The 19,374-nt window shown below is 40.3% G+C and carries 25 protein-coding genes; 18 read left to right on the plus strand and 7 right to left on the minus strand.

Annotated features, from left to right (window positions below):
- On the minus strand, nt 1–1,654 hold a 1,654-nt coding region (locus ACM0OR_RS08205; protein ID WP_414575826.1), incomplete at its 3' end, for a protein kinase domain-containing protein.
- Between the two features lie 114 nt (nt 1,655–1,768).
- On the opposite strand from ACM0OR_RS08205, the gene ACM0OR_RS08210 reads away from it, so the two are divergent.
- The 4 genes from ACM0OR_RS08210 (at nt 1,769) to ACM0OR_RS08225 (ending at nt 3,209) form a co-directional block, all read left to right on the plus strand.
- Nucleotides 1,769–1,882 carry a DUF6888 family protein gene (locus tag ACM0OR_RS08210; protein ID WP_414575827.1) on the plus strand — a complete coding sequence of 38 codons (114 nt, stop codon included), beginning with the start codon at nt 1,769–1,771 and terminating at the stop codon, nt 1,880–1,882.
- A gap of 4 nt (nt 1,883–1,886) precedes the next feature.
- Nucleotides 1,887–2,111: a type II toxin-antitoxin system HicA family toxin gene (locus tag ACM0OR_RS08215; RefSeq protein ID WP_190698793.1), complete on the plus strand. Its 225-nt coding sequence runs from the start codon at nt 1,887–1,889 to the stop codon at nt 2,109–2,111.
- Nucleotides 2,108–2,338, plus strand: coding sequence for a type II toxin-antitoxin system HicB family antitoxin (locus ACM0OR_RS08220; protein ID WP_414575828.1), 231 nt, complete (start codon nt 2,108–2,110; stop codon nt 2,336–2,338). The genes ACM0OR_RS08215 and ACM0OR_RS08220 overlap by 4 nt, the downstream gene beginning before the upstream one ends.
- A gap of 394 nt (nt 2,339–2,732) precedes the next feature.
- A complete protein-coding gene (locus ACM0OR_RS08225) occupies nt 2,733–3,209 on the plus strand; it encodes a hypothetical protein (RefSeq protein WP_414575829.1) in 477 nt (158 codons plus the stop codon).
- A gap of 484 nt (nt 3,210–3,693) precedes the next feature.
- Here ACM0OR_RS08225 and ACM0OR_RS08230 read toward each other — a convergent pair whose 3' ends face one another.
- Nucleotides 3,694–3,900 carry a hypothetical protein gene (locus ACM0OR_RS08230; protein WP_323265207.1) on the minus strand — a complete coding sequence of 69 codons (207 nt, stop codon included), beginning with the start codon at nt 3,898–3,900 and terminating at the stop codon, nt 3,694–3,696.
- Between the two features lie 536 nt (nt 3,901–4,436).
- On the opposite strand from ACM0OR_RS08230, the gene cysE reads away from it, so the two are divergent.
- From cysE to ACM0OR_RS08265, 7 genes are all read left to right on the plus strand, one after another.
- Complete coding sequence (gene cysE, locus ACM0OR_RS08235) at nt 4,437–5,192, plus strand: serine O-acetyltransferase (RefSeq protein WP_414575830.1); 756 nt, start codon at nt 4,437–4,439, stop codon at nt 5,190–5,192.
- The gene (locus ACM0OR_RS08240; protein ID WP_414575831.1) at nt 5,189–5,428 is read left to right on the plus strand and encodes an Asr1405/Asl0597 family protein; all 240 of its coding nucleotides are present in this window, start codon (nt 5,189–5,191) and stop codon (nt 5,426–5,428) included. The genes cysE and ACM0OR_RS08240 overlap by 4 nt, the downstream gene beginning before the upstream one ends.
- A 134-nt stretch (nt 5,429–5,562) precedes the next feature.
- Nucleotides 5,563–5,754 (plus strand): DUF2949 domain-containing protein, encoded by a 192-nt coding sequence (locus tag ACM0OR_RS08245; protein WP_414575832.1) that lies wholly within the window; start codon nt 5,563–5,565, stop codon nt 5,752–5,754.
- Between the two features lie 485 nt (nt 5,755–6,239).
- On the plus strand, nt 6,240–7,373 hold the full coding sequence (gene nifV / locus ACM0OR_RS08250) for a homocitrate synthase (protein WP_323265210.1): 1,134 nt from the start codon (nt 6,240–6,242) through the stop codon (nt 7,371–7,373).
- Nucleotides 7,360–7,647 carry a nitrogen fixation protein NifZ gene (locus ACM0OR_RS08255; RefSeq protein ID WP_323265211.1) on the plus strand — a complete coding sequence of 96 codons (288 nt, stop codon included), beginning with the start codon at nt 7,360–7,362 and terminating at the stop codon, nt 7,645–7,647. The genes nifV and ACM0OR_RS08255 overlap by 14 nt, the downstream gene beginning before the upstream one ends.
- Nucleotides 7,622–7,825: a putative nitrogen fixation protein NifT gene (gene nifT, locus ACM0OR_RS08260; protein ID WP_323265212.1), complete on the plus strand. Its 204-nt coding sequence runs from the start codon at nt 7,622–7,624 to the stop codon at nt 7,823–7,825. The genes ACM0OR_RS08255 and nifT overlap by 26 nt, the downstream gene beginning before the upstream one ends.
- A 138-nt stretch (nt 7,826–7,963) precedes the next feature.
- On the plus strand, nt 7,964–8,524 hold the full coding sequence (locus ACM0OR_RS08265) for a (2Fe-2S) ferredoxin domain-containing protein (protein WP_414575833.1): 561 nt from the start codon (nt 7,964–7,966) through the stop codon (nt 8,522–8,524).
- Between the two features lie 198 nt (nt 8,525–8,722).
- Here ACM0OR_RS08265 and ftsH3 read toward each other — a convergent pair whose 3' ends face one another.
- The 3 genes from ftsH3 to ACM0OR_RS08280 all read right to left on the minus strand — a co-directional run bounded on the left by ftsH3 (nt 8,723) and on the right by ACM0OR_RS08280 (nt 12,471).
- On the minus strand, nt 8,723–10,564 hold the full coding sequence (ftsH3, locus tag ACM0OR_RS08270; protein WP_414575834.1) for an ATP-dependent zinc metalloprotease FtsH3: 1,842 nt from the start codon (nt 10,562–10,564) through the stop codon (nt 8,723–8,725).
- Between the two features lie 76 nt (nt 10,565–10,640).
- On the minus strand, nt 10,641–11,441 hold the full coding sequence (locus ACM0OR_RS08275; protein WP_414575835.1) for an aminotransferase class IV: 801 nt from the start codon (nt 11,439–11,441) through the stop codon (nt 10,641–10,643).
- Nucleotides 11,442–11,685: 244 nt separating this feature from the next.
- The gene (locus ACM0OR_RS08280; RefSeq protein WP_414575836.1) at nt 11,686–12,471 is read right to left on the minus strand and encodes a hypothetical protein; all 786 of its coding nucleotides are present in this window, start codon (nt 12,469–12,471) and stop codon (nt 11,686–11,688) included.
- A gap of 390 nt (nt 12,472–12,861) precedes the next feature.
- Here ACM0OR_RS08280 and ACM0OR_RS08285 point away from each other — a divergent pair, with 390 nt between their 5' ends.
- The 3 genes from ACM0OR_RS08285 (at nt 12,862) to ACM0OR_RS08295 (ending at nt 15,328) form a co-directional block, all read left to right on the plus strand.
- Nucleotides 12,862–13,317 carry a hypothetical protein gene (locus tag ACM0OR_RS08285; RefSeq protein ID WP_414575837.1) on the plus strand — a complete coding sequence of 152 codons (456 nt, stop codon included), beginning with the start codon at nt 12,862–12,864 and terminating at the stop codon, nt 13,315–13,317.
- A 150-nt stretch (nt 13,318–13,467) separates the two neighbouring features.
- Nucleotides 13,468–14,376, plus strand: a complete 909-nt coding sequence (locus ACM0OR_RS08290; RefSeq protein WP_414575838.1) for a hypothetical protein — start codon at nt 13,468–13,470, stop codon at nt 14,374–14,376.
- Nucleotides 14,363–15,328 carry a hypothetical protein gene (locus ACM0OR_RS08295; protein ID WP_414575839.1) on the plus strand — a complete coding sequence of 322 codons (966 nt, stop codon included), beginning with the start codon at nt 14,363–14,365 and terminating at the stop codon, nt 15,326–15,328. Before ACM0OR_RS08290 ends, ACM0OR_RS08295 begins: the two co-directional genes overlap by 14 nt.
- Before the next feature lie 65 nt (nt 15,329–15,393).
- Here the strand turns inward: ACM0OR_RS08295 and ACM0OR_RS08300 are convergent, their stop codons facing one another.
- Entirely contained in the window at nt 15,394–16,614 is a 1,221-nt protein-coding gene (locus ACM0OR_RS08300; RefSeq protein WP_414575840.1) for an acetate kinase, read from the minus strand.
- A 100-nt stretch (nt 16,615–16,714) separates the two neighbouring features.
- Between ACM0OR_RS08300 and ACM0OR_RS08305 the strand changes: the two genes are divergently transcribed.
- The 4 genes from ACM0OR_RS08305 to ACM0OR_RS08320 all read left to right on the plus strand — a co-directional run bounded on the left by ACM0OR_RS08305 (nt 16,715) and on the right by ACM0OR_RS08320 (nt 18,628).
- On the plus strand, nt 16,715–17,053 hold the full coding sequence (locus tag ACM0OR_RS08305) for a hypothetical protein (protein ID WP_414575841.1): 339 nt from the start codon (nt 16,715–16,717) through the stop codon (nt 17,051–17,053).
- Between the two features lie 821 nt (nt 17,054–17,874).
- Nucleotides 17,875–18,219 (plus strand): hypothetical protein, encoded by a 345-nt coding sequence (locus ACM0OR_RS08310; protein WP_414575842.1) that lies wholly within the window; start codon nt 17,875–17,877, stop codon nt 18,217–18,219.
- A complete protein-coding gene (locus tag ACM0OR_RS08315) occupies nt 18,219–18,458 on the plus strand; it encodes a hypothetical protein (RefSeq protein WP_414575843.1) in 240 nt (79 codons plus the stop codon). The genes ACM0OR_RS08310 and ACM0OR_RS08315 overlap by 1 nt, the downstream gene beginning before the upstream one ends.
- Entirely contained in the window at nt 18,455–18,628 is a 174-nt protein-coding gene (locus ACM0OR_RS08320; RefSeq protein ID WP_414575844.1) for a hypothetical protein, read from the plus strand. The genes ACM0OR_RS08315 and ACM0OR_RS08320 overlap by 4 nt, the downstream gene beginning before the upstream one ends.
- A 212-nt stretch (nt 18,629–18,840) precedes the next feature.
- On the opposite strand, the gene ACM0OR_RS08325 is transcribed toward ACM0OR_RS08320, so the two are convergent.
- Entirely contained in the window at nt 18,841–19,182 is a 342-nt protein-coding gene (locus ACM0OR_RS08325; protein WP_414575845.1) for a hypothetical protein, read from the minus strand.
- Nucleotides 19,183–19,374: the final 192 nt, after the last annotated feature.

Here is a 19,374-nt window from a genome sequence, read left to right on the forward strand (position 1 = left end):
TGCCATCTGGGCTGATGGCGATGGACTGAACACTGCTAGAATGCCCTTTGAGGGTAGGGATTTCTTCTCCTGTTGCCAGATTCCACAGTTTGATGGTGTCGTCCCAACTACCACTGGCAAGGGTTTTGCCATCTGGGCTGATGGCGACGGAAGAAACATGGTCAGAATGCCCTTTGAGAGTGCGGATTTCCTCTCCGGTGGCGAGATTCCACAGTTTGATGGTGTCGTCCCAACTACCACTGGCAAGGGTTTTGCCATCTGGGCTGATGGCGACGGAACGAACCAACTCAGAATGCCCTTTGAGGGTGCGGATTTCTTCTCCTGTTGCCAGATTCCACAGTTTGATGGTGTTGTCCCCAATACCACTGACAAGGGTTTTGCCATCTGGGCTAATGGCGACGGAATTAACCGACTCAGAATGCCCTTTGAGGGTTCTTTCTAGGAAAGAACTACTGGGAAAGCTGTCAACTAAAAATATCGGACTAGTGGGAAATAAGCCATAGCGAGCATAACCGTAGATTTGACTTCCAACTAATCCTACTAAGGTAATAGCACCACCCACCAATAACCTTTTTCTCAACTTAGGGTTTTGTATGAATAGGTTTTTTGGTGCTATTTTTGGCTTTGCAGGTGGCTTTACCGATGCTGCTGCTGGTGTTGCTTGTGGTTGAGAAGGTGGTGGGGTAGGAATTACAGGCTGAGTTGGGGGTACAGACGATGATGACGGTGGAGTTGTAATTACTATCTGGGTTGGAGGTATTGGTGAAGGTGGTGGGGTATTTAAAGCTTGTAAAACTTCTTGTGCTGAACGATAACGCTGCTGGTGTTCTTCGTGCAGTAATTTATCCAGCATTCGCCCTAATTCTTGACTGACTGGTTGCGGTAAATGCTGTCTCCAACTTCCAACCCAACCATAACCCTGTCGTTTCCACAACTCCCAAGGATGAATCCCACTCAACAGGTGAAAGCAAGTTGCACCGACACTATATAAATCACTTGCTGGGTAAGCTTCACCACCCTGCATTTGTTCCAATGGTGCATAACCAAACGAACCGATCGCAGTTCCTGGGTTAGTCATCACTGTGGCTGTCAGTTGCTTGGATGCACCAAAGTCAATCAGTACCAACTTCCCATCACTGTGACGAATGATATTTTCTGGCTTGATATCACGGTGAATTACTTTCTGTTGATGAACAGTTTTGAGAATATCTAATAAATCCAGCAATAATTCCCTGACTTTCTGCTCATTAAAATTACTTTGCTGTTGTAATTCTTTTAATAAATTCTCCCCTTCGATAAACTCCTGCACTAAATACAGGCGATTATCTTCGTTAAAATACGCCAACAGTGTGGGAATTTGCGGATGTTTACCTAACTGTTGCAGTCGCTTGGCTTCTTGCTCAAATAGTTCTGTGGCTTTATTTAGTGATGCTGTTCCCTGTACTTGCGGTGCGAATTGCTTGATGACACAATGCTCATTTAATTTGTCGATGTCTTCTGCTAAATAAGTCTTACCAAATCCCCCGCCACCTAATGTTTTGATTGGGCGATAGCGGTTTCTCAAAACGATTAAGGGAACGCCGCAGCTAGAGCAGAACTTTACACCGTCGGGATGGGGTGGGTTGTGGCAAGCTGGATTTAGGCAGCAGGTCATAACTGTGCTTATATGGACAAAGTGTATTTATTATCGCTTAAATACAAATTACTTTGGGTAGATACCGCAAAATTTCTGAAGCTTTCTTGAGTTTGGCTGTTGCTGGTAGGACTTATGATTATTTGTGCCACAATTGAGAAACAGATAATTAATCCCACAAACGAACAAGCACAAGTCTGTGTGCGTGTCTGCCAAATGTTATCAAACACCTATCGCAATGTAAGCTGAGTTTATGCCCAAGAAAATTAGAGAACTCAAAAGCTTATTGCTGCAAGCAGGGTTTACTGATAAACCTGCAAAGGGTAGTCATAGTAAATGGATACATCCGCTATTATCTCAAGCTATTATCATCGCTGGCAAAGATGGGAGTGATGCTAAACCTTATTTAGAAAAACAAGTTAATCAAGCACTTGCAGAATTACAGAAAATAGCAGCAGAGGAGGAGACAGAAGAATGAAATACACAGTTATTATTCAATGGTCTGAGGAAGACCATTGTTATGTGGTTTTGTTACCTGAGTTTACCAATGTAATGCAGCCTTGTACTCATGGAGATACGTATGAGGAAGCTTTAAGAAATGCTCAGGAAGTTTTAGAAATGCTGATTGAGACAGCTTTAGAAAATGGTGAATCTTTGCCAGAGCCGAGAACATTAGGAAATTCATTTCAAGTAGCATCAATATAATGTTTTCTATCTATTGATAATCTCTGTTATGCCTGTATTTTCTGTAAGCTGCAAAAAGGGTCAGATTTGGGTTCAATTAATTGGCTGACTGGTGAACTTGTGAGGTTTTTTAACCCTCGTCGAGACTTTTGGGGGGAGCATTTTCGATTAGATGAGGGTGTGATTTAATCACTAACGGATATTGGCGAAGTAACCGCACGTATTCTAGATTTTAATGCTGATGATCGGGTGATTGAACGACAAGCTTTCATCGTATCTGATCAGTATCCATCGCCATCGGCACTAAAGCGGATAAATAAGTAGGCTCAATGTGTTAATTTGCTCTTATCAATGGGCATCTTATACTTAGCAGCTATTGCTACTTAAACCATAGAATTACACTGGTAATTGTACGATGCCCTATCAAAATATTACAGCCTCCCTGTCGCCAGCAGATATTCAAGAAATTAAAGCAGCACTACAGACAATTCAACGCAAGTTACCTTTTTTGATTACTCTGAGTCCTGAAGAACGGCGCAAGTTGGTAAAAATGGGTGATAAAAGTCTGGCTTTTGTAAACAATAGTGTTTCGGCGGCTAAGTCTAACCCAGAAATTTTGCCAGCTAGTTTTGATGTTGATGAACTGGTGCGGGATTATCAATTAGCTACTACACTCGCTGAGGTTTTAACCTCTATGCACCAACTTGCTGAACAGGTGGATGATACGTTAATGGCAGTCAGTAGTGAAGCTATGACTAGCAGTTTGACTGTTTATGATTATGTGAAGACTGCGGCGAAAAAGACTCCGGGTTTAAAAACTGTCGCTGAACAATTAGGGGAGCGTTTTAAGGCTATTAGAAGTAAATCTACTAAAGTTACATCGGGTTCTTGATCAATTAATTCTCGTTGACGAGTATTTTTACTCCGTTCATCTATCTCAGATACTCGTTGACGAGTATTTTTGCTCCGTTCATCTACCTCAGATACTCATCGACGAGTATTTTTGCTCCGTTCATCTATCTCAGATACTCATCGACGAGTATTTTTGCTCCGTTCATCTATCTCAGATACTCGTTGACGAGTATTTTTGCTCCGTTTATCTATCTCAGATACTCGTTGACGAGTATTTTTGCTCCGTTTATCTATCTCAGATACTCATCGACGAGTGTTTTTGCTCCGTTCATTAGTCAAGCTGTAACTTAATTTAATACAGGCGGTGCGTTACGCTGCGCTAACACACCATACTGGACTGACACAGCTAAAATAGTGCGTTAGATATAGGTTGGGTTGAGGCTTTGCGATCGCGTAGCGTGCTGTAGGCAAACCCAACATTGATTGAGAAATTGGGTTTCATATTTCGACCCAACCTACAAAATCTAATGCAACTGATCCGCTTTTGGAGTTTCAGTTGGCGGATGTGTAATTTCCCCCTCGCTGTAACCTAGATCGTACATACTAGCAGCTTGAGCATCTTGCTCTGGGGGCGTTTTGGGTTTTCCCGCCCAAGCATCAGATTTTCCCAAGCTAAAACAATCTTCATCAGTCATCCCAGAACCGAGTGTGTTGTTTTTTGTCTTATTCATCGATGCACTTGTGAATGGCTAGGGTTTGGTAGCAGCCATAATTTATGATGTTTGCATTACAGTTTGACCAAAAGCCTCTTACCAGATACAGATATTTTTGAGTTTCTGGTTGAAAGACTAAAATAAGGTGAAGAATTTGGTTGTTGAAGTACCAAAATCATAAGATAGATATAGTAACTGGGAATACAGAAATTTGGGTTGTAGTCTTGTCTACTTGATATTCCAGGGAATTTGAGTACAGCTTAATATATCGCAAAATATCTGGCTAAAATCGTATCAGAGTCTTACATATTAAGTTTTTTGTAGCGAGTACAAAAATTCTGAACCCCTCACTTAAAAATACTAGTACCCCATATCTAAAACACTAGTCCCTCTAACCCAAGAGAAATTTGAAGCTGATGGAAGTTGCGGGTTGGGGGGGTTGAGTACAAGCTTAATTAATCCAATAAATCCAATCAAGATGGGTTGTACTGTCCTGTTGGGAGTGGCCTGCTATAAGCATAAAAGCACACGGCTCTTTTACCCAGACAGTACCGATGCAACAGTCTTTAGATAATATCGATAATCCACCTGATTCAACTCATACATCCTGGCTGAAAAGTCTTCTCTCTGGCAGTTTCTTAGAGCCATTATTGAGTGATTTTCTTATTATTTTTGAACGTGACCCCGCCGCGCGTAATTGGCTGGAGGTGGTTTTTTGCTACCCCGGTTTGCACGCTATCTGTTTACATCGTCTTTCCCATTGGTTACACCTGCGGGGTGTGGTGTTTTTCCCCCGGTTGATTTCTCATGTGGCTCGGTTTCTCACAGGAATCGAAATTCATCCAGGTGCAGAGATTGGTAAAGGTGTGTTTATCGACCACGGGATGGGGGTTGTGATTGGTGAAACGGCGATTGTGGGAGACTATAGCCTAATTTATCAAGGTGTGACTCTGGGCGGTACTGGGAAGGAAACTGGTAAACGCCATCCGACTGTGGGGAAAAATGTTGTGGTGGGTACTGGCGCGAAGGTTTTAGGTAATATTCAAATTGGCGATCGCGTCAGAATTGGTGCTGGCTCGGTTGTGTTGCGTGATGTCCCCCAAGACTCTACCGTTGTGGGGATTCCCGGACGGATTATTTCCCGCAAGGAAAAAAATAACTCATGTCCCCTGGATCATGGGAAATTACCTGATGTGGAAGCGAATGTGATGCGATCGCTGCTGGCTCGGATTGAGCAACTGGAACAAAAACTGCAAACTCTCACCAGTCAACCCCAAGCAGAAAAACTTGTGAGTAAGGATAAGTCATGATGTTGGGTTCTGATATGTTAGGTGATATCGTATTGCAGATACCATTGTGCGATCGCTGGCAAATTTATCACCGTTTGCAAGAGTTGATGATTCCCTGTTCCTGTCCCCCTGATGGCTCGTTGCGGGTACAAGTGAACAGTTACTTGACAGCAATTTTAGTTCACAGTACAGTTATGCAATTTCTAGCTCCTCGTCAAGAACTGCTTGACTGGCTAGAGCGTTGTTGGAGTTATTAATTCGTAATTCGGATCAGGGTGCTGTTAGTTTGGCGAAGTGTAAACTCATATTGAGTAGTAACTATTACAGCGCAACAAAAAGCTGACAAAATAAGCATTCTTTTTTTTGACTTTTGACTTCGGAGTAAAGCGACGTGACTACTCACAACAAAGATATAGAATTGCTATATTTTTTACATAATGAACTTGAGCTTTCCCATAAAGATATTGCTATAGCTTTAAAACACCGCGAGTTTGATCCTGCACCTTTACCGATGTTACTTTGGCAATATGGCTTAGTTAATTTAGAACAATTGGAAAAAATTTTAGATTGGTTATATATCTAAGAGTATTTGATAAATTTAAATTATATTGTCAACAAAAGCTGATTATTTTAGTGATTTACTGAAAAATAATTATATTTTTTCTCAGGCTATTAATGTATCTATTAGTTTGTGAAATAGTATTTAAAAAATATTAAATTTTCACGATAATGCAAAAAGAAATCTTGTAATTATCCGCTATTTTCCAGTATTTGCGGATATTTTTAAATATCTATATTCGGATAATTTGATATTTAAAAATTGTGTAAAACTTGCAAAGAGATTCTTAAACTATACATAGTTTCTGTCTACTGTCATACAGATATATTGTTATTGTTTAGGTAATATTTAGAAATGATGAAGATGAATTATTAAGAGTGGGAGCTTAGAGCATTTACCGTTCATTCTTCACCAGTTATTTTCAGCATTTACCAATACCAGGGCTTGTAAAAAATGCACTTTTCCCCACAGAAAATATATTAAGAAAATTGCTAAGAGGGATGTTTGAGATGAACAAGATTCTCATTAATGACACTACATTACGTGATGGCGAGCAAGCCGCAGGTGTTGCTTTTACCTTAGAAGAAAAAGTGGCGATCGCTAAATTTCTCGATAGCATTGGTGTTCCCGAATTAGAAGTAGGGATACCGGCAATGGGCGAGGAAGAAATGCGTGCTATCTCGGCAATTTCTAACTTAGGTTTAAGTGCTGATCTCCTGGCTTGGAATCGTGCTGTCATCTCAGATATTAAAGCTTCTATTGCTTGTGGAATGAAGCGTATACATATTGCTATCCCGGTTTCGGGTATTCAAATCGCCGCGAAATTCCACGGTCAATGGCGGATAAGTCTGCAAAGACTCAAAGACTGTATCAGCTTCGCGGTTGATCAAGGTCTTTGGGTAGCCGTAGGAGGCGAAGATTCCTCCAGAGCGGATGAAAGCTTCCTCTTGGATGTCGCACTTTCAGCCCAAGAGTGGGGTGCATCACGCTTTCGCTTCTGCGATACCGTAGGCGTTCTTGATCCTTTCAGCACCTATGGGGAAATAAAGCAACTGGTTTCTGCTTTATCAATTCCCGTAGAAATTCATACTCACAATGATTTTGGTATGGCTACAGCCAACGCTTTAGCTGGAATTAAAGCTGGAGCTGCATCTGTAAATACTACAGTTATTGGCTTGGGTGAGAGAGCTGGTAATGCTGCTTTAGAAGAAGTGGTCATGGCCATCAAACGCATCTATGGCGTAGATATGGGTATCAAAACAGCCCGGTTGTTGGAATTATCACAACTGGTAGCAGCTGCCTCTGGTGCTAGCGTACCACCTTGGAAAGCGATCGTTGGTGAAAATACCTTTGCTCACGAGTCAGGAATCCATGCTCATGGTGTCATGCAAAACCCCAACACCTACGAACCCTTTGCACCGGAAGAAGTCGGTTGGGAACGTCGCTTGGTACTAGGTAAACATTCTGGACGACACTTGGTATCTAGTTTACTAGAGCAAAATGGGATTTTTCTCAATGCAGAAGAAACCCAGTCTGTTTTAGATGCAGTCCGCCAACAATCAGTCAAGAAAAAGCGCAGTTTAACCACCGAAGAACTGCTGAACTTGGTAAAAGAACAGAGGTATTCTCATGCAGCGCGATGAATACGAGTTGGATTTAGAACCCGCTTTTGAACTTGGAGAAAAGGTCAGACTTCGCAAACAAATTAAGAATGATGGCACATTTCCAGGGAGAGAACTGGGGGAAATTTTAGCGAAAAAGGGAGAGATTGGTTATGTATCGAGTATAGGAACTTTTCTACAGCGTTCCTATATTTATGCAATACATTTTTTGGATAAAGGAATCATTGTTGGCTGTCGGGAAAGAGAAATAGAATCTGCTGAGGAAAACCATGAAAGTGATGTTACGAATGGATAATGGCGGTAACTTAACAGTCTATGTTCCTAAAAAAGACCTAGAGGAAATAGTAGTTAAACAAACCGATGGTGCTGAAGGCAAGATTCTGACCCTAGCTAACGGTTGGGAATTAGAATTTCCAGAAATACCAGATGCTAGCAATTTACCTAAAACCCTAGAAGCTAAAAGGATTTCCTAAAATTTTTAGCAGCAGGTAAAAAGTAGAAAACCATTTTTCTCTCTGTGTCTTTGTGTCTGGAGTGGTAAAAAAATATTGAACCACAGAGGCACAAAGACACAAAGTATTTTCTAACCAAAACTTTTTGGGTTATTGAACATGGGTGACAAGTTTCTAACGTTATCAGAGTTTAATCTTGAGGGTGATTTCTTAGGTTTTATTGGCAATAAACCTAAAAAAATTAAATACTTAAGTTTAGCAATTCCCTCTGGAGATGTGTTAATTAAACTACCAAAAAAATTACGGACTGCTTTGAGTTCATCTTTAGAAATAGGTGAACGAATTAATATTTATGGGGTCGGTAAATTAAATCGATATAAAGGTACAATTAAACTCAAAGCTTATCAAGTAACAACACTTAGCGATGGACTACGCTCCCATCTCCATGAAGATTTACCACCGCAACCATCAGCCAAGATTATGGTGTGTCAAAAATCTGGTTGCATGAAACGCGGTGGTAAAGGTTTATTATCAGATTTAGAACAGACTTTGTGCGATCGCGGTTTACTCGACAAAGTAACTATCGAACACACAGACTGTCAAAAACGCTGTAGCAGTGCGCCCAACTGTGTTTTAATGCTAGGTAAGAAGAAATACAAGAAAAACTGTCCTGAAGCGATCGCCTCACTGTTGGAACAATACTTGACTCAACTCTATTAGATATCTTTGCAAAATACTGTAGAGATGTAGCGATACTCTTTCTCTACAAAGTTTCTGGCTCACGCTAATAACGACTCTACAATATTTCAATCAGCAGAAAAACTTTTATCATTAAAAAATGGGGTCTTCCTCACCAGAAAGACCCCATTTTTTATGTTTTTCAGCACTTACTTTAGTGCTGACTACAAACTTGCAAAACTAGGCAAACGCGGCGGTTTTCACATCGTTATTTACCAGAATTTCTTGCAATTCATCGGCATCTACGGTTTCTTTATCCACCAGCATTTGCGCGATTTGATCTAAAATGTGGCGATTACTGACTAACACGTCTTTAGCGCGATCGTAGGCTGTGTCTACTAATTTCCGAACTTCTTCGTCAATAGCCGCCGCAGTTTCTTCGGAGAAATCACGCTCTGACATGATATCGCGACCGAGGAACATATTGCCTTGCTGACGACCGAGGGCGACGGGGCCGAGTTTATCGCTCATCCCAAATCGGGTAATCATTTGACGCGCTACACGAGCAACTTGCTGTAAGTCGTTGGAAGCACCCGTGGTAACTTCTTCTTCACCAAAGATAATTTCTTCGGCTAAACGACCACCTAAAGCCACAGCCATCTGATTTTCTAGATAGGCGCGACTGTACAAGCCGGTATCCATGCGGTCTTCGCTGGGGGTGAACCAAGTTAAACCACCAGCACGACCACGAGGGATAATGCTGATTTTTTGTACTGGGTCATAGTCGGGCATCAAAGCACCAACTAAAGCGTGACCAGCTTCATGATAAGCTACCAGGGTTTTGCGTTTTTCGCTCATCACCCGGTCTTTCTTCTCTGGGCCAGCTAAGACGCGATCGATGGCATCATTGATTTCATCCATCGAAATTTCGGTCAAGTTGCGTCTTGCTGCCAAAATTGCGGCTTCATTCAGCAGGTTAGATAAATCTGCACCGGTAAAGCCAGGGGTACGGCGAGCAATTTTATCTAGGTCTACGTCTTTCGCTAGGGTCTTACCACGAGCATGGACTTTGAGGATTTCGCTACGTCCTGCATAGTCGGGACGGTCTACGACGACTTGACGGTCAAAACGACCGGGACGTAATAAAGCTGCGTCTAGTACGTCAGGACGGTTGGTAGCGGCAATAATAATAATGCCGGTGTTACCTTCAAATCCATCCATTTCTGTGAGTAACTGGTTCAGGGTTTGTTCCCGTTCATCGTTACCACCACCTAAACCTGCACCCCGTTGACGACCTACAGCGTCAATTTCATCGATGAAGACGATACAGGGAGCATTGGTTTTAGCTTGCTCAAATAAGTCACGGACACGGGATGCACCCACACCAACAAACATTTCCACAAACTCAGAACCGGAGATGGAGAAGAATGGTACACCTGCTTCCCCGGCTACCGCACGCGCCAGGAGGGTTTTACCTGTACCGGGAGGGCCTACTAATAGCACACCTTTAGGAATTTTTGCACCGACGGCGGTAAAGCGATCGGCGTTTTTCAAAAAGTCTACAACTTCATTTAGTTCTAATTTGGCTTGATCGATACCGGCAACATCGCCAAAAGTGACTTGAGTTTGAGGCTCCATTTGCACCCTCGCCTTGGACTTACCAAAGTTCATGGCTTGGCTACCAGGGCCATTTTGAGCGCGACGGAGCAAGAAGAATAAGCCTACCAGCAGTAATACTGGGAGGAATAAGCTGCTTAGTGCCTTGAGCCAGAATCCGTCTTCGCTTTGAGGTAAAACGGATATATCAACGCCTTTGGTAGTAAGAGTATTTATAAGGTCTGGGTCGTTGACTAAAGTAACAAGTTTTTTACTGGGGTCGTATCTGGGTGTTACCAAAGCGGTAGAACGGTCTGCACTTAAGCTGACTTTTTCTACTCTACCTTTTTCAACTTCTTGAATAAATTGGCTATATCGCCATGTTTCCCGACTTTCGCGCGGTTTATCAAAAAAAGCTGTGCCAAGTGCGATTACAACAATAAATAGCAGCGCGTACAGCCCCGCATTTCTCCATCTTTTATTCACTGAGGTTGATCCTCCCGTATTCGTGTGCGTAGGGCATTATTAGAATTATGTTAACTTATCTTAAGGTATAACAAAATCATCCTTCTGTCATGATAAATAATAGTCCCCTAAGTTTTTGCAAGCTTGGATGGTAAGGATTATATTGTAGCGACCCTGTAGGCTGATTAACGGTATGTATGGGGATAATTTCCACCACACTATTAGTGTAGGCGATCGCTTCTAAGCTTTGGACGAATTTAGGTGTCCAAGGTTCTTCTCGCACCACCTGTTGATGATTGTTTAGCCGACTCATTAATTGCTGGCGGCTAATTCCAGGTAATATACCCGCAGTTAATGGTGGTGTCCACCAACTACCATTAACCCACCCCCAAAGATTACCTGTGCTGGTTTCTAACCAATTTCCTGTGCCATCTACCAGAATGGCTTCTTGGGCATTTCCGGAGACTGTGGTTTTAGCTAGCCAAGCACCAAGGTAGTTACCAGTTTTATGAGAAGGAAGACTACGAGACCATGCTGAACTAGCAACAGCACAAGCGACACCGTGTTTTTGCTTTGCTGCCAAATCCTCTGGTAATATTCTGCCAATTATCCATTCCCTACCATCGGGGAAGATCGTAATTCTGAGAACGGGGAAGTGCGTTAACATTGCTTCTGCACCTTGGCGTACCAGTTTCCAGTCTGGTTGTTGCCAACTAAAAGCTTGTAGGGAGAAAAATAAGCGATCGCAATGTGCCTGCCAGTTAGTTAAACTACTATCTAGCGAGCCGTCATACACCCGTAAAGTTGTAAAAACCGTTGCACCATATAGTAACCCTGGGTCATTAATATCTAATTCCAGAGTGTGGGACTGAATTAAACTACCGTTGTACCAGAACATTTTGGAAACAGGGGACTGGGGACTAGGAATTTTAGATTCTAGATTTTAGATTTTGGATTGAATAATCTAAAATCCACTCATTGAAAAGCTGGGGACTGGGGACAAAGAAAATGACTAATAAACCTCTTGCATAAATGCTAAAGCTGTCATGTTGAGTGAAGCGAAACATCTCAAAGATTGTACATTTCATTCAGAATGACACATCTCATTTTCAGACTTTTGTAAGAGATTTAATGACTAAAATTTAATCTTTTGGTGGCAATTTAATACTATTAGTACCGTTGGGGTTGGTGATTACTGCTCCTCCTAATTTCTCAATAGCACTAATTGCTCTTTTACGAGTTTGTTCATCAACTGGATTACTTAATATCATTGACCAAGTAGCAATCTGGGCATATTTACTATCAGGGTTACTGCTAAGAAATTCAGCAGTTTTTTGAGAAGTGAAAGCTACAAGTTGACTTTCTTCATCTTTATATTCACTAGCCCAATTAGCTGCTGTTTCAAAAGATTTCTGGGCAGCTTGAGAATTTCCTAAAAATAATAACTCATCAATACCTTTATAACGCCAAATATAATAAGATTTTTCTGGAACATGAGGAGATAATGATTTTAAACCTTCTTCTATTATTGCTATTGAGCGTTCTGGCATGGCAGCATAGATAGATGTACTGCTAGAAAGACTCAGATAAGCTGCTAAAAATTTGGGGTCACGTTTTAAAATAACTTCAAAATATTCTGGACTTAGACTGTATCCAGTTCTCTCACGGACTTCATCATCACCAAAGTATTGCAAAAAATTTAGATAAGCCCAGTTTGCAACTAAATTATCATAGCCAAAACTGGGGGTTTGCTTGAGTAGATTTAGCCTTAATTTTTCTTGCTGTAGTCCTTTTTCTAAAGTATCTAAAGGAATATATTCCCGACTATTTAATAATTTTTGTAGCCTAGGCGATTGCATAAAGCCAATCCCTAAGATACATAAACTCACTACAAGAGGTGTTATGACACTTTGACGCGATATCAACATAGTTTTTCTATCTTTTTCGGCAGAGTTGCTCATTGTGTATAGTATTATTCCCGTAATAAGGTACTTCCAGATCAAAAAATATCTAAACTGTAGGGTGCGTCAGTATGAATAATTTCTGAGTATAGTTAGGTTCTATCGCACTGACGCACCCTACCCAACCATACAATTGCGGATAATTTATTTTTTGGTGTTCCCTAAGTCTTTTCGATAGTTAACGTAAATCCACACTTGATGATTACTTTTTATACTGCTTGTACTGTTTAATTCTAGATTATACACAGCTATTCCTTGTCATCTTTACTTAATTTTATGAAGTAAAGCTTGTCAAATTTCCCACATCTATTAGAATTGTACTCGTCTACATTGAAACCTTTGATCTTTAATTAGCTCATGGAAATTACTGTAAAAGAAGCGTCAGGTACAAACGGTCAACTTATCAAGGCTGAAAGTGGCAATTTTCAATCAATCATCAAGCAGCTAAACTCTAGTAACCTAGGTAGTAACAACATTATTGATGCGATGAAGGCAGCAATAGCTGAAGTTGTCGAGTTAGAAATTACTACTTGGGTTGTAGAACCATCTACTCAGTTAAATGAAGAATTAGAACCTAGTACAACATCTGCTCAAGCAGGTAACAGAATTTATACCAAGATAAATTTAATTGATGGCGATATTGAAAATGAGGTTGGTAGTCAATTTCTTTGTAGTGGCCCTTATGCAGAACTCCTCAGCTTTCATTTAGATCAAGTCAAGGATAGCCGAGAAATCATGCAAAAGAATATAGAAAGTGTGCATAAAGTCTATAAGATTCTGATGGAGATGGCAAATTCTCGCAGGACAATATAACTAATTAATACAATTTTTGGGTTGTTAAATTAGTGAATTATATAGCCAAATACCTACAGTGGATTATCTAGACTTGTAGGTTACTTTGCTTGTGATTGTAAAAACACCAAATTATTACAAGTTTTTGCCAAGATTAAAGAGGTAGTAACTGTGGTTAATAGGACTCAAGCTCAAGCTAGAGATAGTCTTGCAAATCAAAATGCAGATAAAATCAAGGTATCAAATACTACTCAAGGTAGAGAAGGAATTCAATCTAAGTCTATAAGTTTATTAAATAAATTTGTATCTTCAGTGCAGGTATTAGTTGAAGATATTACAGCATTAGAAGTCAATACAATGATTGTTAATAGTATTAGTGGTACTAAATTTAGTGCTTGGGAAGCATACCAAGAAATATATTCCATAAATGATAAAGATTACTTTGATGTTATGGGAATTCCTGAAGAATTACACGCTCGCTATAAAAGTTTATTTTCAGAATTAGAAAGAGAGTATTTCTATCTTCTCATTGAAGATGTAAATCACACAATGAATGATTTGCAACATGAAAAAGTTAGAAAATATCATCAGCGACTACATCTTTTAAAGGAACTTCAGAGAGGAAAAATAGTTGAATCTGATCCCAGATATGTAGAATTAGCTAGACCAATATTACCTGCACCTGCTCCAGTGATAGATGATATTAATCAGGAAAAGCAGAAGAACTGGGAACAAGAATGGCAAAGCAATTGTGACGAAATTCAAGCACTTTTAAATAATGAAAAGTTTGTGCGGACACTGCGTAAAATTATTGAACTGAAAGCGGCTTTGGATGGTGGTGATGTTACTAGTAACAAGATTGATACAATTTATGCCCAAACTGTTATGCAGTTAGATGGTGATATTATCACCAGATATCACAAAGACCTATTCGATTTATCAGAAGATTCAAAAAATTTAATTCTGCAAATTCACAATGAAGGAGTCGTTGCTGGCGAAAAACAATGGCGGGGAATATTAGATTTCATGATTAATTTGGTAAAAAGTCTGGCAAATATATCTACGAATGGTCAACGATAATACATACGCAAAGAGTCTTGCTGATGTTACCTTGGTTTTTTTATTGCCTATTCCTCAAGGTAATAGTGTTGAAATTAAGGTTGAACAGTCTCAATGTAGTTTCTACCTAAACCAGAAGATTGTAGAGCAAATTCAGCAAGCTCAAAAAACAGGTCTTTCTGTAAATATTCCGCCCAAGTTACTCATTTATCTTTGGTACTGTACTTGCTTTCAGCATAATTTTGTTCCAGATAGTAGAGTGGAACAAGATAAAAATAAAAGCACTAGGTCTTACCTAATTTTTCTCATGAACATCTTGAGAATATTGAGGAGTAAGTATTTACAAAATCAGACAAGCTTCCAGGTTGGATGTACTTTTAATTCTTACTATAGCCAAAAGGAATTAACTGCCGAAGATTATCGAGAAAAAGACTGTCTTTTACAAAGTGTTGTCTTGTTTTATGGTGATGTTATCCAGAAAGTTAAAAAGGATTTTCTGCACAATAATGCTAATTTAGTAAACGTTATTTCTGCTCATTATTGGTTGGTAGATCAGTTACTAAGTTCCTTAAGAAATAAGTTAAATATGCTAGTTTGGGAGTTCGCTTCCTTATTTCCCTCTGGATTCTTAGTTAGTAAAATAAATAAAGTAAATATATTTAATTCTAATAATAGTGTAATCTGGTTGATTTTGACTTGGTTAGGATTAGCTTTATTAGTTTCCACTAGCAGATATATAATTTTCAAACAACTCCAAAAACTGGCTGCTATTAATTATAAGTATCTCAATTGGTTGGCGTGGGGAATAAGTTGTATGATTCCGGCGATCGCTATGATATCAACCCAAAAAATTCAAGCAATTGATATCATGTTATTCTCAATTATATCAGTTGTTGTACCTCTAGTAATTCAGCAAGTTTTAAGTTTTATTTGGCCGCAACTTTGGAAGCTAATTTTGCGTCGCGTGCTGTGAAGTTGCAATAAAAAGACGCGATTTATCGCGTCTCTACAAAATAATTACGAATTACGAATTACGAATTACGAATTAATTAATAAGTGCCAACATTCCTGAGCGATCGCCCAATCTTCTTGAGTATGAATTACTAACACCCGAACTGTAGAATCAGGAGTGGATATATCTTCATCTACGGGTTTGTTTTGATTTTTCTGGGGGTCGATTTTTAACCCTAAAAACCCGAAGGCTTCAGCCGCAGCCTGACGAATTCCGGCGGATTTTTCACCGATACCGGCGGTGAATATCAATACGTCTAAACCTCCGAGACTCGCCAGCATTGAACCAATATTAGCCTTTAAGCGATGCACAAAGATATCCCAAGCTAGTTGGGCGCGGTAGTTACCTTGGGTAATAGCTTCCATCACTTGGGGTAAATCGCTGGATACCCCCGAAATACCTCTGAGTCCAGAAGCTTTATTTAATACGTAATCTAGTCTTTCGGCGGAGTAATTATGTTGCCGCATGAGGTAAACAATGATCCCCGGATCTAATGAACCGCAACGGCTACCCATCATCAACCCATCTAAAGGTGTGAAACCCATTGTGGTATCAATACTGCGACCATTTTCTACGGCGGCTAGAGAAGCACCATTACCGAGATGACAGCTAATAATTCGCAGAGATGCTAAATCTTGACCGAGGATTTGCGCTGCACGATGAGAACAGTATTGGTGACTGATACCGTGAAAACCATAGCGGCGGATACCTTGTTCTACCCACTCATAGGGGCCGGGATAGATGGCGGCTGCATCAGGTAGGGTGGAATGAAACCCGGTATCAAATACTGCTACTTGGGGAACATTACCCAAGCTTTTTTCTATAGCTTCTATCCCTTCTAAGGCGGCTGGATTATGTGCTGGAGCTAGGTTTGACAGACGCGCGATCGCCTGTTTTACTTCCCCAGTAATAATTACGCTATTACGGTAACTTTGCCCACCATGTACAACCCGATGTCCTACGACATCGATTTCTGATAATTCACCAATTACTTTGGTAGCACCACGACTGAGAGTATACAGCATATAGGCAACGTGCGCCTGACGGGAATCACCATAGATAGACTCATGTAGCTTTTCACCTGTGGCGGTTTTCACCTCAATTTCTGCCACACTCCGGTCTTGAGTCCAGTTAACTTTCCCTGCCCACAGAGGTTGGGGTGCTTCATTTGGCATGGCATGATCAGGGATTTCATACAGGCAACTTTTTTGGCTGCTAGAGCCTGCATTCAAAACTAGTACTTTCATTACTTTTGTGGATTTTAGGTTAGTGAAGTGTGAACTATATGGTTTCTCAATTTCAAGTATTTATTAAACTTATCATCGGTAGTCAGGGAGAAGCCAAGACGTGAACCGTTTCCAGAAGTTGTCCTCAATCGGACTCCTGTTATTAGCCTTCATCTATCCGCCTGCTATGGCTGAAGCTAAAGATAGTACACAAAATCATGCTCTCAATGAGCAGAGTATTGAGGCTGAAACCAACTTAGTTAGCGATAAAAGTGAAGAACTTTTACTAGCTCACCGACGGAGGAGACGGCATTATTATCGGCGATCGCGGCATAGACGGCATTATTATCGACGACGCAATCGTCATAGACGTTATTACGGACAATATTATCGTCATGGACGATGGCAGAGAGTTCGAGATCGTCATGGACGATACATATATCATTGGCGGCGATATTAAAGCAATTCGCCATTAAAATACCTTGAACGTCAACTGAATAATTTGTGGGTTTCCAGCCCTCATTAATTGAAATTGCGATCTTCTCTACGTTCTCTTCTCCCAAAGGGAGCTACTGTGTAAACACAAGTCTAATAACCTAGTCGTACAACCTTTTGATCCCCCCTAACCCCCCTTAAAAAAGGGGGGAATAGATTCAAAGTCCCCCTTTTTAAGGGGGATTTAGGGGGATCAAAACACATTTTGCGCCTAGTACAAAGATGTGTGTACACCGTAGCCCAAAGGGAGACGCTACGAGAACGAGAGGCCATTACAAACGAAAACAAGCGAATTGTTTTGACATTCCCTGAATTAAAAAATTGGGGAGTGTCAATCTTTACATCTCGTAATAAGTTGAAAAACATAAATCAATCAAGTCCTCTGTAAACTTTATGCCCTGTAAAACTGTATTAATAAAAATATGTCGTTGACTTAAATAGAGCTTAAAAGCAAATTAACATGAGTTTTATAACACTGTTGTAGTTAGATGAACTTAATATCAAAATAGGTCAAAAGCCTTTTATAGTGGAATATGTAGCATTAATAAGTAAATTTTTATCCATCAAAATTAATAGTTATTTATATTAAATATTTCTCCTATAGAATCAGTTAAATAAAACACCATAAAATTGAAATTTTTTATACAGCACAGCGAAAATTCAAAAATCTTAATCAGATAAATCAACCATATCTATCTTAAGATAGAGGTTTCAGTATACACACTTTATTAGTGTTCCCTTATGACTAAGTGTTACTGAATTGTTTTTTTACCAAGGAAGAATAAAATGAAAAGTATCAAAAAGCTATCTTCAATAGCCGTATTGGTGTGTGCCTTCATTTATCCATCTTCAATAGCTCAGGCGAAGGATACTTCTCTAGATAACCTTTATACACAAGGTTTCGGCACAGAGACAAACTTCGTTGCAGATGACAATGGAGAGCTACTCTTAGCTAGACGGGATGATGATGGTCGGCGACGGTATATCCGTCGGAGACAGAATGTGCGACGGGAGCAAATCCGGCGGCAGCAAATCCGGCGGCAGAATACCAGACGGAGATTTATTCGGCGGCAGAATTTACGACCAGTATATATCCGGCGGCGGCAAATCCGGCGGCGTTACGATTACTAATGAATTTACACCTACACAAGATGATTAGTGATATTACTGGTCTAACGGGAATGGTGATGATCAAGGCAATTGTCGTCGGGGCGCAAGATCCACAAGTTCTAGCGTCCCTCAAAAACCCCCGGATTAAAAGCTCTGCCACAGAGATTGCTAAAGCTTTAACTGGAGACTATAGTCTAGAACATGGTCAAAAAGTTTTGCTGGTAGCAAGGTCAAAAGCTCTAAGACTCGTCAAGTTGTGAATCGGGCGGCAAATGCTTTTCGGATTGCTGCCTTTTCTTTGACTCAAAGTCTCTCTACTCTGTGGGCTTTTTATCGACGATTGCGATCGTGTTTAGGTACTCCCAAAGCAATTACTGCTACTGCCCGTCAATTGGTACTTATCTTCCATCGGATGTTGACTACAGCATAAAGTTCTGCTGACCCTGGTATGGACTACTATGAGTCCAAATACCAGGATCTCATACTGAAAAACCTTCAGAAAACAGCTGATGCCTTTGGTCTTCAACTTGTGCCTAAGACCGAAGGACAGCCAGACTCTCAATTCTGTGACCTAAAACTTCTACTACATAAGCTTTACGCCAAGTGTTTCTTGAAGGACAAGAAAACGTTATTTCATCCATCCTATGGTTGTGGTTTTACCCATCCAAGATTGTATAATGCTGGGCAGTTGTGAGTTACGATAAACTTTGCATCTCCTAGTTTATTGGATTGACCCAGCACATTCCAAGCTGGTGCACAGACAGTTTGATTGGCTACTCCTCCTGTGGCAGGCAAACGCCATCCTTCCTTGTACATGATAGCGCAATCAAGAGCAATTAAATCCTTTAATGGTTTAATTAAAGATGCTTGATCGATACTAGTAAATGCTTCTTTACAGCCGGGAACATCATAAGCTGCCAATGCAGACTCTGTACAGAAAATAGATAAACCAATAACAGCTAAGAATTGTCCTGCTTTTTTCATGGGTTTTGTAAAAGTTGCTACAAAGCAAGAGTATCATTATTGTCCTAATTCATGGAATGAGTTATTTATAAAGAAAAAATAAAATTTCTGTAGCGTATTATTTAGAGCTAATTACTGTCGGCCTACTCATTTTTACTGACCCTGGTATGGACTACTACGAGTACAAATACCAGGATCTTTATGCCACGTATT

The organism is Anabaena sp. CCY 9402-a (assembly GCF_963920945.1).
Lineage (GTDB): Bacteria > Cyanobacteriota > Cyanobacteriia > Cyanobacteriales > Nostocaceae > Trichormus > Trichormus minutissimus.

Bases quoted from the DNA above. Each gene is read 5' to 3' on its own strand.
- ACM0OR_RS08315 (WP_414575843.1), top strand. From the start codon at position 18,219: ATGAATTTACACCTACACAAGATGATTAGTGATATTACTGGTCTAACG.
- ACM0OR_RS08295 (WP_414575839.1), top strand. From the start codon at position 14,363: ATGGTCAACGATAATACATACGCAAAGAGTCTTGCTGATGTTACCTTG.
- ACM0OR_RS08220 (WP_414575828.1), top strand. From the start codon at position 2,108: ATGAAATACACAGTTATTATTCAATGGTCTGAGGAAGACCATTGTTAT.
- ACM0OR_RS08255 (WP_323265211.1), top strand. From the start codon at position 7,360: ATGCAGCGCGATGAATACGAGTTGGATTTAGAACCCGCTTTTGAACTT.
- ACM0OR_RS08225 (WP_414575829.1), top strand. From the start codon at position 2,733: ATGCCCTATCAAAATATTACAGCCTCCCTGTCGCCAGCAGATATTCAA.
- ACM0OR_RS08325 (WP_414575845.1), bottom strand. From the start codon at position 19,182: ATGAAAAAAGCAGGACAATTCTTAGCTGTTATTGGTTTATCTATTTTC.
- ACM0OR_RS08300 (WP_414575840.1), bottom strand. From the start codon at position 16,614: ATGAAAGTACTAGTTTTGAATGCAGGCTCTAGCAGCCAAAAAAGTTGC.
- ACM0OR_RS08230 (WP_323265207.1), bottom strand. From the start codon at position 3,900: ATGAATAAGACAAAAAACAACACACTCGGTTCTGGGATGACTGATGAA.
- ACM0OR_RS08280 (WP_414575836.1), bottom strand. From the start codon at position 12,471: ATGTTGATATCGCGTCAAAGTGTCATAACACCTCTTGTAGTGAGTTTA.
- ACM0OR_RS08285 (WP_414575837.1), top strand. From the start codon at position 12,862: ATGGAAATTACTGTAAAAGAAGCGTCAGGTACAAACGGTCAACTTATC.
- nifV (WP_323265210.1), top strand. From the start codon at position 6,240: ATGAACAAGATTCTCATTAATGACACTACATTACGTGATGGCGAGCAA.
- cysE (WP_414575830.1), top strand. From the start codon at position 4,437: ATGCAACAGTCTTTAGATAATATCGATAATCCACCTGATTCAACTCAT.
- ACM0OR_RS08210 (WP_414575827.1), top strand. From the start codon at position 1,769: ATGATTATTTGTGCCACAATTGAGAAACAGATAATTAATCCCACAAAC.
- ACM0OR_RS08265 (WP_414575833.1), top strand. From the start codon at position 7,964: ATGGGTGACAAGTTTCTAACGTTATCAGAGTTTAATCTTGAGGGTGAT.
- ACM0OR_RS08215 (WP_190698793.1), top strand. From the start codon at position 1,887: ATGCCCAAGAAAATTAGAGAACTCAAAAGCTTATTGCTGCAAGCAGGG.
- nifT (WP_323265212.1), top strand. From the start codon at position 7,622: ATGAAAGTGATGTTACGAATGGATAATGGCGGTAACTTAACAGTCTAT.
- ACM0OR_RS08310 (WP_414575842.1), top strand. From the start codon at position 17,875: ATGAAAAGTATCAAAAAGCTATCTTCAATAGCCGTATTGGTGTGTGCC.
- ACM0OR_RS08275 (WP_414575835.1), bottom strand. From the start codon at position 11,441: ATGTTCTGGTACAACGGTAGTTTAATTCAGTCCCACACTCTGGAATTA.
- ACM0OR_RS08240 (WP_414575831.1), top strand. From the start codon at position 5,189: ATGATGTTGGGTTCTGATATGTTAGGTGATATCGTATTGCAGATACCA.